This window comes from Geobacillus sp. BMUD, from assembly GCF_013096845.1.
GTDB classification, from domain to species: Bacteria; Bacillota; Bacilli; order Bacillales; family Anoxybacillaceae; genus Geobacillus; species Geobacillus vulcani.
This window is the reverse complement of the sequence record NZ_SDLA01000001.1, coordinates 303,692-319,177: the sequence shown is the minus strand read 5'-3', so window position 1 is coordinate 319,177 and position 15,486 is coordinate 303,692. Positions and strand designations below refer to the sequence as shown.

The 15,486-nt window shown below is 53.7% G+C and carries 17 protein-coding genes; all 17 read right to left on the bottom strand.

The genetic code is table 11. The features are described 5' to 3' along the window. Positions 1 to 78: 78 nt before the first annotated feature. The 17 genes from fliE to rplS all read right to left on the bottom strand — a co-directional run bounded on the left by fliE (position 79) and on the right by rplS (position 15,384). The gene (fliE, locus tag ETC05_RS01565; protein WP_031410433.1) at positions 79 to 375 is read right to left on the bottom strand and encodes a flagellar hook-basal body complex protein FliE; all 297 of its coding nucleotides are present in this window, start codon (positions 373 to 375) and stop codon (positions 79 to 81) included. 19 nt (positions 376 to 394) lie between these two features. Then, on the bottom strand, positions 395 to 847 hold the full coding sequence (gene flgC / locus ETC05_RS01560) for a flagellar basal body rod protein FlgC (protein WP_171660219.1): 453 nt from the start codon (positions 845 to 847) through the stop codon (positions 395 to 397). A gap of 3 nt (positions 848 to 850) precedes the next feature. After that, complete coding sequence (flgB, locus tag ETC05_RS01555) at positions 851 to 1,240, bottom strand: flagellar basal body rod protein FlgB (RefSeq protein ID WP_031410435.1); 390 nt, start codon at positions 1,238 to 1,240, stop codon at positions 851 to 853. A gap of 196 nt (positions 1,241 to 1,436) precedes the next feature. Beyond that, positions 1,437 to 2,216, bottom strand: a complete 780-nt coding sequence (gene codY / locus ETC05_RS01550) for a GTP-sensing pleiotropic transcriptional regulator CodY (RefSeq protein ID WP_031410436.1) — start codon at positions 2,214 to 2,216, stop codon at positions 1,437 to 1,439. Positions 2,217 to 2,232: 16 nt separating this feature from the next. Continuing rightward, complete coding sequence (gene hslU / locus ETC05_RS01545) at positions 2,233 to 3,627, bottom strand: ATP-dependent protease ATPase subunit HslU (RefSeq protein ID WP_031410437.1); 1,395 nt, start codon at positions 3,625 to 3,627, stop codon at positions 2,233 to 2,235. 17 nt (positions 3,628 to 3,644) lie between these two features. Next, the gene (gene hslV, locus ETC05_RS01540) at positions 3,645 to 4,187 is read right to left on the bottom strand and encodes an ATP-dependent protease subunit HslV (RefSeq protein ID WP_031410438.1); all 543 of its coding nucleotides are present in this window, start codon (positions 4,185 to 4,187) and stop codon (positions 3,645 to 3,647) included. A gap of 23 nt (positions 4,188 to 4,210) precedes the next feature. Continuing rightward, positions 4,211 to 5,113 (bottom strand): tyrosine recombinase XerC, encoded by a 903-nt coding sequence (gene xerC, locus ETC05_RS01535; RefSeq protein ID WP_031410439.1) that lies wholly within the window; start codon positions 5,111 to 5,113, stop codon positions 4,211 to 4,213. 94 nt (positions 5,114 to 5,207) lie between these two features. Further along, complete coding sequence (gene topA, locus ETC05_RS01530; RefSeq protein ID WP_031410440.1) at positions 5,208 to 7,283, bottom strand: type I DNA topoisomerase; 2,076 nt, start codon at positions 7,281 to 7,283, stop codon at positions 5,208 to 5,210. A 78-nt stretch (positions 7,284 to 7,361) separates the two neighbouring features. Further along, complete coding sequence (gene dprA / locus ETC05_RS01525) at positions 7,362 to 8,243, bottom strand: DNA-processing protein DprA (protein WP_171660218.1); 882 nt, start codon at positions 8,241 to 8,243, stop codon at positions 7,362 to 7,364. 74 nt (positions 8,244 to 8,317) lie between these two features. Next, positions 8,318 to 9,220, bottom strand: a complete 903-nt coding sequence (gene sucD, locus ETC05_RS01520) for a succinate--CoA ligase subunit alpha (protein ID WP_031410442.1) — start codon at positions 9,218 to 9,220, stop codon at positions 8,318 to 8,320. A 17-nt stretch (positions 9,221 to 9,237) separates the two neighbouring features. Further along, positions 9,238 to 10,398: an ADP-forming succinate--CoA ligase subunit beta gene (gene sucC, locus ETC05_RS01515; protein ID WP_031410443.1), complete on the bottom strand. Its 1,161-nt coding sequence runs from the start codon at positions 10,396 to 10,398 to the stop codon at positions 9,238 to 9,240. A 115-nt stretch (positions 10,399 to 10,513) separates the two neighbouring features. Further along, positions 10,514 to 10,801 (bottom strand): EscU/YscU/HrcU family type III secretion system export apparatus switch protein, encoded by a 288-nt coding sequence (locus ETC05_RS01510; RefSeq protein ID WP_031410444.1) that lies wholly within the window; start codon positions 10,799 to 10,801, stop codon positions 10,514 to 10,516. Further along, positions 10,798 to 12,348 (bottom strand): flagellar hook-length control protein FliK, encoded by a 1,551-nt coding sequence (locus tag ETC05_RS01505; protein ID WP_171660217.1) that lies wholly within the window; start codon positions 12,346 to 12,348, stop codon positions 10,798 to 10,800. Before ETC05_RS01505 ends, ETC05_RS01510 begins: the two co-directional genes overlap by 4 nt. An 18-nt stretch (positions 12,349 to 12,366) precedes the next feature. Then, positions 12,367 to 13,146 carry a ribonuclease HII gene (locus ETC05_RS01500; RefSeq protein ID WP_031410446.1) on the bottom strand — a complete coding sequence of 260 codons (780 nt, stop codon included), beginning with the start codon at positions 13,144 to 13,146 and terminating at the stop codon, positions 12,367 to 12,369. Between the two features lie 84 nt (positions 13,147 to 13,230). Next, on the bottom strand, positions 13,231 to 14,097 hold the full coding sequence (gene ylqF, locus ETC05_RS01495; RefSeq protein ID WP_031410447.1) for a ribosome biogenesis GTPase YlqF: 867 nt from the start codon (positions 14,095 to 14,097) through the stop codon (positions 13,231 to 13,233). A 12-nt stretch (positions 14,098 to 14,109) separates the two neighbouring features. Beyond that, positions 14,110 to 14,664 (bottom strand): signal peptidase I, encoded by a 555-nt coding sequence (lepB, locus tag ETC05_RS01490; RefSeq protein ID WP_031410448.1) that lies wholly within the window; start codon positions 14,662 to 14,664, stop codon positions 14,110 to 14,112. A gap of 363 nt (positions 14,665 to 15,027) precedes the next feature. Continuing rightward, positions 15,028 to 15,384, bottom strand: coding sequence for a 50S ribosomal protein L19 (gene rplS, locus ETC05_RS01485; protein ID WP_031410449.1), 357 nt, complete (start codon positions 15,382 to 15,384; stop codon positions 15,028 to 15,030). Positions 15,385 to 15,486 lie beyond the last annotated feature (102 nt).

Sequence of the window (15,486 nt, the reverse complement as noted above, 5' to 3'; positions counted from 1 at the left end):
CCCCCGATGATCCAGTGCCTGCCGCCATAGCGCAACAACAATGGCGGCGGCTTCCGTATGTATTGCGATTCATTGCTGCTACAATGGCATGCGCATCATTTCCTGATACGCCTCGATCGCTTTGTTGCGGATCTCCAGTGTCAGTTGCAGCGTGATGCTCGCTTTTTGTGCGGCAATCATCACATCATGCAGCTGAACGTTCTCCCCGCGGACGAGCTTTTCCGTCAGCGCATCGGCTTGAATTTGCGCCTCGTTGACGCGATTGAGCGCCTCTTTGAAAAACGAGGCGAACTGCTTTTGCGCCTCAGCCGGCTTCGCCGGGGGCAAAACGGTGGAAGACATCGTCAGCCCAATGCGGCTTGCTCCATCAATCATCGTTTATCCCCCTCGCATGCTATTTCCCGATCTCGAGCGCCTTCATGAGCATTCCTTTTGAAGCATTCAACACTGTGACGTTCGCCTCATACGAACGCGTCGCCCCGATCAAGTCCACCATTTCTTTCAGCGGATCGACGTTGGGCAGACGAACATAGCCATCGGCGCTCGCATCCGGATGATCCGGGTCGTAGACGAGTTTAAACGGCGCCGGATCATCGACAATTTCGCGCACCCGCACTCCGCCATCCCCCCCGTCGGCCAGGCCGAGCGCCGCCTGCAAATAGCCTGAAAACGATCCGCTGCGCGGTTCGATGATGACCATTTTGCGGCGGTACGGCTCCCATTGGCCGTTGACAAGGCGGGCGCGCGTCGTATCGGCGTTGGCGATGTTGGAGGCAATTACGTCCATGCGCAGCCGTTGGGCGGTCAACGCCGAAGCCGAAATGTTTAGACTTTGAAACAAAGACACCCGTTATTTTCCTCCTTTAATCACGGTTTTCAATGTTGTAAATTTGCCGTTGAGCCGCTCGATTAAGGCATTGTAATAAATTTGGTTTTCTGCTAGTTTTGACATTTCTTGATCGATATCGACACTATTTCCATTATGATTGTAACTCACCGTCGTGTCCGTCGTCACGATGATTTTTCCATTTTGTTCGTTTGGAAACGAAAAATGCTTCGGATTCGTCCGTTTGGCCTCAAGCCGAAACGCCCGTTCCAATTCAGTCTGAAAGCGTACATCTTTCGCCTTATAGCCCGGCGTATCAGCGTTGGCGATGTTGTCGGCGATCGCCTGTTGGCGAAGCGCAGCGTAGCGGAGCCCTTGTTCAAGCCAACCGATCGTCGCTGAAAAGAGCGCCAATGGAATCCCCTCTTTTCTCCTATTTTTCGACAATTTCTGCTAGTTTTCATTTTACGGGAAAGAAAACCCAATGTATAGACGGAACTTGGTACTATTTTTCGACGATGCCATAACAGAAAAACGATGCCAAAGATGTTTGCCAAAACAAAAAACCCGCCGGGCCAAAATACCCAGCGGGCTTAGGCAGCTACGCCGTTCAGCTCGATTTCAATTTTTCAAGTTCGCTTAAAAACTTGTCGTTCAATACTTTAATGTACGTCCCTTTCATGCCGAGCGAGCGCGATTCGATCACGCCGGCGCTTTCAAGTTTGCGCAGAGCATTGACAATGACTGAACGAGTGATGCCGACGCGGTCGGCAATTTTGCTCGCGACAAGCAGCCCTTCCGTTCCGTCAAGCTCCTCAAAAATGTGTTCAATCGCCTCAAGCTCGCTGTAAGAAAGAGAGCTGATGGCCATTTGCACGACCGCCTTGCTGCGTGCTTCCTCTTCAATTTCTTCCGCCTTCTCACGCAAAATTTCCATGCCGACGACCGTCGCACCGTATTCAGCCAAAATGAGATCGTCATTGTCAAACTCGCGGTCAAGGCGCGACAAAATGAGCGTGCCAAGCCGCTCGCCTCCACCGTTGATCGGAACAATCGTCGTCAAGCCGGTTTTGAACAAGTCACGATTTTCCACTGGAAACGCCGTATATTCACTATTAATATCGATATTAGGAGACGTTTCCGTAATGTTGAACAAGTTTTTCGTGTATTCTTCCGGAAACTGACGCTCCTCAAGCATCCGCTTCATTCGCTCGTTTTCAATCGATTGTTTAATGGCGAATCCCAGCAGTTTGCCGCGGCGGCTGAGAATAAACACATTGGATTCAATCACATCGCAAAGCGTTTCTGCCATTTCTTTAAAATTGACCGGCCGACCCGCCGACTTTTGCAACATGGCGTTGATTTTCCGTGTTTTCTCTAGCAAGTTCATGGATTTCATCTCCTCCTCATAAAATAAACTCGCTTAAATCTTTGTTTTTGACGATGCTTCCGAGTTTTTGCTCGACATATTGCGGCGTGATGACAACTTTGTCGATTCCGATGTCCGGCGCCTCAAACAGCAAGTCCTCAAGCAATTTTTCCAAAATCGTGTGCAACCGGCGCGCGCCGATGTTGTCGGTCGTCTGGTTGACTTCAAACGCCACCTCGGCAATCTTACGAATAGCATCGTCAGAAAATTCAAGACTTATACCTTCCGTTGCCAAAAGAGCTTGATATTGTTTAATGAGCGCGTTATTCGGCTCGACTAATATTCTTACGAAATCATCAACCGAAAGTTTCGCCAGTTCGACGCGGATCGGGAAACGACCTTGCAGCTCAGGGATCAAATCCGACGGCTTCGCCATATGGAACGCCCCGGCCGCGATGAATAAGATGTGGTCTGTTTTGACCGGCCCGTATTTCGTCATGACGGTCGACCCTTCAACAATGGGCAAAATGTCGCGTTGCACCCCTTCACGCGAGACATCGGCCGAACCGGACACCGCTCCGCTGCGGGCGATTTTGTCGATTTCATCGATAAAAATGATGCCGGACTGCTCGGCGAGGCGGACGGCCTCTTGCGCCACTTCATCCATGTCGATCAGCTTTTGCGCTTCCTCGTTGATGAGCACTTTGCGCGCTTCACTCACTTTGAGACGCCGCTTTTTGCGCCGTTTCGGCATGAGGCTGCTCAACGCATCCTGCATGTTCATTCCCATCTGCTCAATGCCTGCCCCTTGCAAAAAGTCAAACCATAACGGCGTCTGTTCCTCGATTTCAATCGTCACCATCTCGTTTTCCAACTGCCCGTTTGCCAGCTGCCAAGCAACGTGGCGCCGCTTTTGCTCCACCTGTTCATCTTCATGGCTGTAGCTGTTGTCCGCTTGGGCGCCTTGACCGCCAAACAACAGCTCAAGCGGATTTTTGATGGTCTGCTTTGGCTTGCCCGGAACGAGCAGTTCAACAAGCCGCTTGTTCGCTTGTTGCTCAGCTCGGTCTTTCACTTCGTTCATTTTTCGTTCTTTCACGAGCCTAACTGACGTTTCCACCAAATCGCGCACCATCGATTCGACATCACGCCCGACATAACCGACTTCGGTGAATTTCGTTGCTTCGACTTTGACAAACGGCGCACCGACGAGTTTGGCGAGCCGGCGGGCGATCTCCGTCTTCCCGACCCCGGTCGGGCCGATCATTAAAATGTTTTTCGGCATCACTTCATCGCGCAATTTTTCATCGAGCAAGCTGCGGCGGTACCGGTTGCGAAGCGCGATCGCCACCGCTTTTTTTGCCTCTTTTTGCCCGACGATGAACTGATCGAGCTTTTCGACAATCTGCCTTGGGGTCAACGTTTCCGCCATCATCGGCCTCCTCCTTTTTACAGCTCTTCGACAATAATATGGCCGTTCGTATAAACGCAAATGTCAGCAGCGATCTCAAGCGCCGCCTGGGCAATTTCTTTCGCGGTCATCGAGCCGCCGGCGTACTTCTTCAATGCACGTCCGGCAGCCAACGCATACTGACCGCCTGAGCCGATGGCGAGCATGCCATCATCCGGCTCAATCACTTCGCCTGTGCCAGAGACAAGCAACAAGTGCTGTTTGTCCATGACAATGAGCATCGCCTCGAGGCGGCGCAACACTTTATCGCTCCGCCACTCTTTCGCTAGTTCAACCGCCGCGCGCGGCAAGTTGCCATTCAATTGTTCGAGCTTGCCTTCAAACATTTCAAACAGCGTAAACGCGTCAGCCACCGAGCCGGCAAAACCGGCGAGCACCTTTCCTTGAAACAGCCGCCGCACTTTTTTCGCTGTATGCTTCATGACAACCGCATTGCCGAACGTCACTTGACCGTCGCCAGCCATGGCGGATGCGCCGTTATGGCGAATGGCAAAAATCGTCGTCGCATGAAAAGCTCCCATCATTTCCCCTCCTTGCCCACGGGTTACGCCCGCGGATGCGCCTGCAAATAGATATGCCGCAACCGGTCTTTCGTTACATGTGTATACACTTGCGTCGATGACAAATGCGTGTGGCCGAGCAGTTCCTGCACCGAACGGAGATCGGCTCCTTCGTTGAGCAAATGAGTCGCAAACGTATGCCGAAGCACGTGCGGGCTGATGTTTTGCGTCAGCGCAGCGGCTTGGACAATCCGATCCAAAATATGGCGCACTCCCCGAGGCGTGAGCGGATTGCCGCGGGTGTTGACAAATAAATAGCGGTGGTCCACCGGCAGCTTTCTTGTCAGTTCGCGTCGACCCCTATAGATATACCGTTCAAGCGCTTCGCGGGCCGGACGGCCGAATGGAACGTAGCGCTGCTTGTTTCCTTTGCCATGAATGAGCACGGTTTCCGCAACAAAATCGACATCAGACAGCTGAATGTGACAACATTCACTAACCCGGGCGCCAGTCGCGTACAACAACTCAAGCAGCGCCGCATTGCGCTGGCCTAGGGCCGTATTTTCATCATTGACAAGAAACAACGCTTCCAATTCTTTCGGGTATAAAAAATTAGGAATTTTTTGCTCTTTTTTCGGCAGCGTCGCGAGCGCAAACGGATTTTCGGCCGCCCGCCCTTCGCGCAGCAAAAATTTGTAAAAGCTGCGCAAACTCGAAATTTTGCGGGCGACCGAACGGCTGGCCAACTGTTGTTCGTATAGTTTCGTCAAATATAAGCGGACGTCGCTGTAGGACACTTCATCGAGCGCGCCGATTCCTTCCTCATCCATAAACCGGAAAAACTGCTCAATGTCACGCCGGTAACACACAATAGTATATTGTGAATAATTTTTCTCGATTTGTAAATATTCCATGAACAATTGTAACGCAAGTTTCGAATTCTCCATCGCCTCACCCCGCAACGGCTACTACATCGTACCATATTCTTCTGTATGAACGCAACTATTTTTTATAAAATTCTGAATTGTATCCGATGCCTGTTCAAGCTTCTAGCCGCTCTTCATAATCGCACGCTGTGCATTGTACTTGCACACCTTTTTTCAGCTCTTTCTCCACAAGCAAACCCGCGCATTTCGGGCATGGGCGGGCGAGCGGTTTATCCCACGAGACGAAGTCGCAATCCGGAAAACGGTCGCAGCCGTAAAACACCCGCTTTCTTTTCGTCCTGCGCTCGACGATGTTGCCCTCGCGACATTTTGGGCACTTGACGCCGATTTCTTTGATAATCGGCTTTGTATGGCGGCATTCCGGGAATTTCGAGCAGGCGATAAACTTGCCGAAACGGCCCATTTTGTACACCATCGGACTGCCGCATACCTCGCAGTCCATGCCGGCCGGCTCATCCTTAATCTCAACTTCGCGCATTTCTTTTTCCGCCACTTTCAACCGTTTTTCAAATTCGCGGTAAAACTCGTCGACGACTTTGATCCATGCCACTTTCCCTTCTTCAATTTCGTCCAATTCTTTTTCCATTTTCGCCGTAAACTCGACATCGATAATTTCCGGGAAAAATTCAAGCATCAGCTCTACAACGATCTCGCCAAGCTCAGTCGGAACGAACCGCTTATTCTCAAGGACGACATAGTTGCGTTTTTGGATCGTATCAAGCGTCGGAGCATACGTCGATGGGCGGCCGATGCCGAGTTCTTCCAACGTTTTGACGAGGCGGGCTTCCGTATAGCGCGGCGGCGGTTGGGTGAAGTGCTGCTTCGATTCGATCGCTTCGCTCTCAACGGTTTCTTCTTCTTCCAAATCGGGAAGGATGTGGTCCGGCTCTTCTGTTTGATCGTCCGTTCCCTCAATATACACCTTCATAAACCCTGGAAATTTCACCTTCGAGCCGCTGGCGCGGAACACGACGCCGTTGTTTTCCAACTCGACGCTCATGGTATCAAGCACAGCCGGCGCCATTTGACTGGCGATGAACCGTTCCCAAATGAGTTTATACAACCGGAATTGGTCGCGCGTCAAATACGGTTTTACTTTGTCCGGGTCGCGAAATGCCGATGTCGGGCGGATCGCTTCGTGGGCGTCTTGGGCGTTCGTGCTTTTCTTCTCTTTCCGCTTTTCTTGGCTGACATACATAGCGCCGAACGTCGCCTCGATATACGCCGCCGCCTCTTGCTGCGCCGTCTCGGCGACGCGTGTTGAATCGGTGCGCATATACGTGATCAAACCGACTGTTCCTTCGCTGCCAAGATCGATTCCTTCGTACAGCTGTTGGGCGATCATCATCGTCTTTTTCGTGCGGAAATTCAGTTTGCGCGCCGCTTCCTGCTGAAGCGACGACGTCGTAAACGGCGGTACAGGGCTGCGCTTGCGCTCTCGTTTTGTCACCGTTTTTACGACAAATGCCGTTCTGTTTAAGCGGTCCAGCACGGCTTTCACATCCGCCTCTGTCTTTAAATCGCGTTTTTGTCCATCAATACTGTAAAAAGAGGCGGCAAACGTCTCTCCATCTTTTTGAAACGTCGCTTGAATCGTCCAATATTCTTCCGGCTGAAATTCGCGGATTTCTCTTTCCCGATCGATGATGAGACGCAACGCCACCGATTGGACGCGGCCGGCGCTTAACCCTTTTTTCACTTTTTTCCATAAGAGCGGGCTGATGTTATAGCCGACGAGCCGGTCGAGCACACGCCGCGCCTGCTGGGCGTCAACAAGATTCATATTGATCGCGCGCGGCTGCTGAAACGACTGCTGAATAGCATCCTTCGTGATTTCATGGAAGACGACGCGGCAATCAGAGTGAATGTCCAGATCGAGCATGTGGGCCAAATGCCAGGCGATCGCCTCTCCTTCACGATCAGGGTCGGCGGCAAGAAACACCTTTTTCGCTTTTTTCGCCGCCGTTTTCAACTCTTTGATCACCTGGCCTTTGCCACGGATCGTAATGTATTTCGGCTCGTAGCCGCGGTCTATATCAACGCCCATTTGGCTTTTTGGCAAATCGCGGACGTGGCCCATCGACGCTTTGACCGTATATTTTTTTCCCAAGTATCGTTCGATCGTCTTCGCTTTCGTTGGCGATTCGACGATAACTAAGTAGTCTGACATCCATCTTCCACCCCTAGGAGGTAAATTGAAATCTTCATTATTATTAATGATTATTGCTGCATTTGTCAAACATGTGCATTACACGTACGGGAATTCAGCCAAAATGTCCGCCGCTTCTTGCACTAGTTTTGCCCCTTGTTGAATGAGCGTATTCGGTCCAGCGGATTCCACCAAACCGATCGGACCGGGGACGGCGAACACTTCCCTCCCTTGCTCAAGCGCATAAGCGGCGGTAATGAGCGAACCGCTTTTTCGTTTCGCCTGCACGACAAGCGTGCCGAGCGACAGCCCGCTGATGATGCGATTGCGCGCGGGAAACTGCCATGCCTGCGGACGCGTTGCCGGCGGATGTTCAGCGATAACCAACTGTTCGGTCATCAGCTGCTTGGCGAACGACCGGTGCTCTCTCGGATAAATATGGTCAAGCCCTCCGGCAATGACGGCGATCGTCGCCCCGCCATGCTGGACAGCGAGTTGGTGGGCGCACACGTCAATCCCAAACGCGAGCCCGCTGACAATCGTAAAACCGGCAGCAACAAGCGGCGGGACCAGTTTGTTCAACGCTTCGATTCCTTCCTTCGTCGGGCGCCTCGTGCCGACGATGCTGATCAGCTTCCACTCCTGAAGCAAAGTGGAGTCCCCCTTGGCATACAGCACCCACGGCGGAGCATAAATATGCCGAAGCAACGGCGGATAGTCATGATCAAACACGGTGACCACATGAATGCACCGGTCCATATATGTTTTTATCACATGTTGCACATCGATGGAATGCAAATCATGGAAAAAAGCGGTCCATTGAGCGTCAGGAAGTGGAACGAGCGGGCGGAGATCAGCGGGGGGCAGAGAAAATGGAGCGGTGAGCGTCGGATCAGCCTTAAGCAAGGAGTGAATGGTCTTCCATCCCGCCCCGCGGCAATGATGGAGATGGATGAGCCGTTCGCGGACCGTATCGTACATCCTATTCCCCCTTCTTCTCTAAAAAATGAAACGATAAACAGCACCCCGCACGCGATCGTGCGGGGCCAAACCTATTAATGCGTTTTGCATTTTTCGTACAAGCCGCGCTCTTTCAGGACGGAAATGAGCGTTTCGCCGATGACGGCCGGCGTTTCTGCCACTTTGATGCCGCATTCGGTCATTTTTTTGATTTTTTCCGCGGCTGTGCCTTTGCCGCCGGAAATGATCGCGCCGGCATGACCCATCCGTTTGCCTGGAGGGGCCGTCTGCCCGCCGATGAAGCCGACGACCGGTTTCGTCATGTTCGCTTTCACCCATTCGGCCGCTTCTTCTTCCGCCGTGCCGCCGATTTCGCCGATCATAATGACCGCGTACGTTTCTTCGTCTTCATTAAATGCCTTCAGCACATCGATGAAGTTCGTGCCGTTGACCGGGTCGCCGCCGATGCCGACCGCCGTCGACTGTCCGATGCCGGCTTGCGTCAGTTGGTGAACGGCTTCGTACGTCAGCGTGCCGGAACGAGAAACGATGCCGACATGCCCTTTTTTATGAATGTAGCCCGGCATAATGCCGATTTTGCATTCCTCCGGCGTAATGACGCCCGGGCAGTTCGGACCGATGAGACGCGTCTTTTTGCCCTCCATGTACCGTTTCACTTTCACCATATCAAGCACCGGAATGCCTTCGGTGATGCAGACAACGAGGTCGAGTCCGGCGTCGACCGCCTCCATGATCGCATCTGCGGCGAAGGCCGGCGGAACGTAAATGACCGAAGCGTTCGCCCCCGTTTTTTCAACTGCTTCCGAAACAGTGTCAAACACCGGCACGCCTTCGACTTCCGTGCCGCCTTTGCCCGGCGTGACGCCGCCGACAATCTTTGTCCCGTATTCGATCATCTGCTTTGTATGGAACAGCCCTTGCGAACCGGTAATCCCTTGCACAATCACTTTCGTGTCTTTATTGACAAAAACGCTCACGTGTCTCCCTCGCTTTCTTAACGTACTAGCTCAACGATTTTTTGTGCTCCGTCCGCCATCGATTCCGCCGCAATAATGTTTAAGCCTGACTCTTCTAAAATCTTTTTCCCGAGCTCAACGTTCGTTCCTTCCAGCCGAACGACAAGCGGAAGCGTCAAGCCGACTTGCTTCGTCGCCGCGACAATGCCGCTCGCGATGACGTCGCATTTCATAATGCCGCCGAAAATGTTGACGAAAATGCCCTTGACATTCGGGTCGGACAAAATGATTTTGAACGCTTCCCTTACTTTTTCCTCGCTGGCGCCGCCGCCGACATCGAGGAAGTTGGCCGGCTCGCCGCCGTAATATTTGATGATGTCCATCGTCGCCATCGCCAAGCCGGCGCCGTTGACCATGCAGCCGATGTTGCCGTCAAGAGCGATGTAGTTCAAGTCGTATTTCGACGCTTCGATTTCTTTCGGGTCTTCTTCATCCAAGTCGCGGTATTCAAGGATGTCCGGATGGCGGTATAAGGCGTTCGAATCAAAATTCAGCTTCGCATCAAGCGCCATCACTTTGCCGTCGCCGGTGACGACAAGCGGGTTGATTTCGGCGATCGAGCAGTCTTTATCGACAAACACTTGGTACAAGCCCATCATAAATTTGACGGCTTGGTTGACGAGATGCTTCGGAATGTTGATGTTGAAAGCCAATCGGCGCGCTTGAAACGCTTGCAGCCCAACGGCTGGATCGATGTATTCTTTAAAAATTTTCTCCGGCGTTTTGGCCGCCACTTCTTCAATTTCCGTTCCGCCTTCTTCCGAGCCCATCAAGACGACGCGCGAGGTGGCGCGGTCGACGACAAGGCCGATGTAATATTCTTTTTGAATGTCGCATCCTTCTTCAATCAGAAGCCGCTTGACTTCTTTTCCTTCCGGGCCGGTTTGATGGGTGACGAGCACTTTGCCGAGCAATTCGCTGGCGTATGTACGGACTTCCTCGAGGCTTTTTGCCACTTTCACTCCGCCCGCTTTGCCGCGCCCGCCAGCATGAATTTGCGCTTTGACGACACATACCGGCGTACCGAGCTCTTTCGCCGCTTCGACCGCTTCATCCACCGTGAACGCAACACGGCCGTTCGGCACGCTTACCCCATAGCTTCGCAAAATTTCTTTTGCCTGGTATTCATGAATGTTCATGCGCCAACCTCCTATGTATAAAGTCAAAAAAGTCTTAGCGCTTTCATTTTATACCTAACATTTCACGCTTGTCCACCGTTTCGCCACAAAATGAAGAAAGCGGAGAATAGGAAAATTACCCCTTCTCCGCTCTTTCTTCTTTCGCTTCCTGATCAAGCTGATACAAAAAAGCGAACAATTCAGCGACGAGGACGTACAGCTCCTCCGGGATCATCTCGTTGATCTCCACCTTGCCAAGAAGCTCAACAAGCGTCGGATCTTGGCGAATCGGCACGCCATGCTGCCGGGCGGCGGCGATAATCGCTTCGGCGACCTCGCCAATCCCTTTCGCCTTGACGATCGGAGCCGCATCAAGAGCCGCATCGTAAGACAAAGCGACTGCTTTTTTCCGTTCTTCGTTCATGCTTGGCAATCCACCTCGCTGCAACCGTCGGCAAACAGAAAAACGGGAGGCGGAGGGGGAGCAGAGTACTTTGCCTTTACATCAATGCCTGAGAGCGCATAGCCGTGCGCCTGAAACCGCTCTTTGACAAGCGGGGCCATCCGCGCGGCCGCAACCGCCAACCGCGGATCATCGTGAAACATGGAGATGTGGACGATCCGTCGTTGCACACGCATATCGACGATCACCTCTCCCAGCTCTTCAAGCGTCAGGCAACAAACCATGCGGTTATAATCGGCATCAAGCGGTCCGCCTTGTTTCCTTCTTCCTTGCCAGCATACAGCCAAATCGCTGCTGCGGCCGCCAACCGGCAATGGAAGCGAAAGCCATATGTGCTCAATGAGCCCATCACCGCCAGCAGCGATAGCCATGCCATCGAGCTGGTCGAGAAGCGCTTCGGACGCCCGCTTGGCCCCTTCGCTCTCCGATTCATAAAGAAAGCGAAGAAGCAGCCGTTTCAACGACGGAGCGGAAGAAGGCAAAGCCGCTGTTTTCCCAACACGGACGAGCGCCGCCTCGTCCTCAAGCCCAAGCCGCCCGGCTGCTCGCCTCAGCCAGCAAAACAGCGACAGCGCCGGATCTCTCGTCGCTCGAACGGCCACCCACAACTGCGCTTCCGCGGCGGGCAGTCTCCCGCTTTGGTAGGCAGCATCAAGAGCAGCCCATCGTTCCAAAAACGCCTCCTCGTCCATCAAGCCGAGCTGGCGAATGATATCGGCAAACCGGCGATGTTGCACCGCCTCCCGAAGCGCCAAGCGACGATCTTCCGGCAGTGGGGCGAGTCCAAGGCGGGCAAGAAGCGCGCGGGCCGTTTCAGCCTCTTCCTCCTCCGACAGCAACAAACGCACCGCCGCCTCGTAAGCAGACAGCGGCGGGGAAAGAAACTTCTCCATCGCCCGGCTGAGCTCAAGCGCCGCCGGCTCGGCGGAAAGGGCGGCCATGATCTCCTTCAGCTTCCCTAATTGCTCCGCAAGCGGCGCGCCCGTTTTGGCCGCCCATAGCAAGCGAAACACGGCTGAAGAGAGCGGCAACCGGCGGCGAAACAAATGGGCGAGCACGTCTTCGGCTGCGTCTGGCTGGCCGGTCTCTTTCACCGCTTCAACCAGTGCAGCGATTTCCTCTTTCGTTGCAGCCGCGCCAGCTTTCAGCACTTGGCGGATCACCGGCAGCGCCGCATCCGGCAGTTTCCACGCTTTTTGCCACCGGCGCACCGCCTCTTCACCTAACGGAGCAGACGCCCGTTCGGACAGGGGAACGGCTTTCCAATAAATCGTTCCTTGTCGTTCATGAATTTCAAACAAGTACAAACGCCCGACGGCAAGCGGCGCCTCCAAACGGGCGCGCACAAGCTGTCCACCAGCACGGACGAGCGCCGCCCGCTCTCCAGTTTCCATCTCCTCGACCCGCTCCACTCGGCCGACGACCGCCTGCCCCGGTTGAAACCGCCGGCTGGATGTTGCGTCGCGGACAGCCGTCGTTGGCATCGTCCGCTCCATGCGCTCGACCATTTCGTCCCACCCTTTCTTCTAGAGCTGCTTCGCCTTCAGCACCTCCCTCACCGGTGTGAACGAACGACGGTGCTCAGGCGTAATGCCATAGCGGCGGATCGCCTCGACATGTTCCGGCGTTCCGTAGCCCATATGGCGCGCGAATCCATATTGCGGATAGCGGCGATCCAATTCTTTCATCCATCGGTCGCGCGTCACTTTGGCGATGACCGACGCAGCGGCGATCGAAGCGCTGTTGGCGTCGCCCTTGATGAGGCGCTGTTGCGGCAACGGGCACGGCACCACCATCGCATCAACAAGCAAATGTTCAGGCGGCGGGGAAAGAGCGCTCACCGCTTTCGCCATCGCTTGCCTTGTCGCTTCGTAAATATTCCTTTCATCGATCTCCGCCGCGCTGACGATGCCAATGCCGATCGCGACGGCACACGCTTCAATTTGCGCAAACAATGCCTCGCGCTTTTCCGGCGTTAGCTTCTTCGAGTCGTCAAGCCCCGGCAAATAGGCGTCTTTCGGCAAGATGACCGCGGCGGCGACGACAGGGCCGGCCAGCGGACCGCGCCCGGCCTCGTCAATGCCGGCGATCCGTCTAACGCCAGCGGCGTATAGTTCCCGCTCATAACGCATCAGTTCTTCCCACCGTTGTTGCTCAGCTTGCCGCTTTGCCTGTTGCCGTTCAAAACGGGCAAGAAGCGCTTGCACGCTTTTTCGCTCATCCTGCCGCAACATCTCCCAACGCGGGTCGTCTGCACTAAGCTCCGAAAGCAGCGCTTGAATGTCTTTCACCGTATACCGCTTCATGCTCCTCTCCCTCTTCTACTTATACTATCGGCTCTGTTCGGCCGACCGTAAAGCACCGCCGGCAAAAAACGCCCGCCGGACGCGCTACGTCCGTGAAGCGGGCGTTTCAAAGCTTAAGCGGCCTAGTTTTTCCGTGCGAATGTCATACAAAACGATGTCAGCTACTTTATCGTAGTCGACCGCGCCGCCTGACGTCAAGCAGCCGCGCCGCCTTCCGATGGCGTCAAATAAAGCGACGATGTCCTCAGGAATATCATCAAGGCCATAGCGCTCCGTTAGCCGGTCGGGATAGTGGGCCGCCAAAAAACGGAGAGCATAAACAGCCACGTCTTGCAAATTTAAAATTTCATCCTTAATGGCGCCGGTCACCGCCAGTTTGTAACCAACGTCTTCATCCTCAAACTTCGGCCATAAAATGCCAGGCGTATCAAGGAGTTCCATTTCCTTTCCGACTTTGATCCATTGCTGCGCTTTTGTCACCCCTGGCTTGTCGCCAGTCTTCGCGATATGGCGGCCAGCGAGCCGGTTGATCAGCGTCGACTTGCCGACGTTCGGGATGCCGACGATGAGCGCCCGCACCGGGCGCGGGTTTTTAATCCCTTTCGCCCGCATTTTCGCGAATTTGTCTTTCACCATCTCTTTCGCTGCCGCCGCAATTTGCCGAACTCCTGTTCCGCTTTGAGCATCGATGGGCAAAGCCAGCCGCCCTTGATGGTGGAAATAGCGGATCCACTGTTCGGTCACTGTCTCGTCGGCCATATCAGCCTTATTGAGCAAAATGAGGCGCGGCTTTTGTCCGAGAATCTCGTCGATCATCGGGTTGCGCGAAGACATCGGCACGCGGGCGTCAAGCAGCTCAAACGCCACGTCGATCAACTTTAATTTTTCTTGCACTTCCCGCTTGGCCTTCGCCATATGGCCGGGAAACCATTGAATCACTGTCATTGGCATCACCTGCCTCGTTTATTTCACAATCCGGGCATCGGCAAGCGGCCAATACACAAGGCTCGCCTTGCCGACGACTTTTGACATCGGAATGAAACCGATATGGCGGCTGTCTTTGCTGAAGCGGCGATTGTCGCCCATGACAAACAAATGCCCCGGCGGCACCGTGCTCCGTCCGGTCAGCTCCTCCAAGGTGAACGATTCCGTCAGTGGCCCGCCGTCGGACAATTGCTTTTTATACTCGTCCAAATACGGCTCTTTATACGGTTTGCCATTGATATAGAGCGTATCGTTTTTGTATTCAATTCGGTCGCCCGGCAGGCCGATGACCCGCTTAATATAGTCTCTCCCTTCTTCGGCGTGAAAAACAATGATATCAAAACGGTGCGGCATGCCGATTTTATACGCCAATTTATTGACGATCATCCGCTCATGGTTATGTAATGTCGGCATCATCGAATAGCCATCAACAATGATCGGCGCAAAAATAAAGTAGCGGATGCCTCCGGCGAGCAAGACGGCAACGACGATCGCTTTCATCCATTCACGCCATTCGCTTCTTTTTTGTTCCATTGTCCACCCACCCAAATCAAAGAGTTTGCAGTAGTATATAGATGCCATTGGAAGCTTTCCCATTTGCAGCTTTTACCGAGGATTGGATCGACTGTCGGAAGACCGAACCACGCCGCTTCCAGGCCCATCGATGGGTCTGTGAAGCAGGCGGTGGTTCGGTCTTCCGTCACGCCAAGGCGTGACGGAGGCAAGCCTGTGGCTTGCCTTCGACAATCGAAAATGGACAACCCGCTTTTCCGTCAAGGATCTGTTCCACTTCTTCGTTGCATCTTATATAGATCGCTACCGTACATCATCATTGACGGTAGTGAAAAAAGGAGCTTGAAAGCAAGCTCCTTTTCCATTACGATCCACCGTTGTCCATTATTGCGCTGCGTTCGTATTTTCCTTGATGCGCGCTGCTTTGCCACGAAGTTCACGCAGGTAGTACAATTTCGCGCGACGGACTTTCCCGCGGCGGATGACTTCCAGCTTGGCGATTTTCGGCGTATGCACCGGGAATGTGCGCTCAACGCCGACGCCGTAGGACACTTTGCGGACGGTGAACGTTTCGCTGATGCCCGCTCCGCGCCGCTTAATGACGATACCTTCAAACACTTGGATGCGTTCGCGGTTTCCTTCGACAACTTTCACATGAACGCGCACCGTGTCGCCCGGGCGAAAATCCGGCAAATCCGTCCGCAATTGTTCTTTCGTGATTTCTTGGATTAAATGATGCATCATGATCCACTCCTTCCACAGATGTTCATGCCAATGATCTCTCCATTGCAGCGGAACATCGTTTTCCGTCCTCAAGCCAACCGCTCAAGGTCACACAAAAGA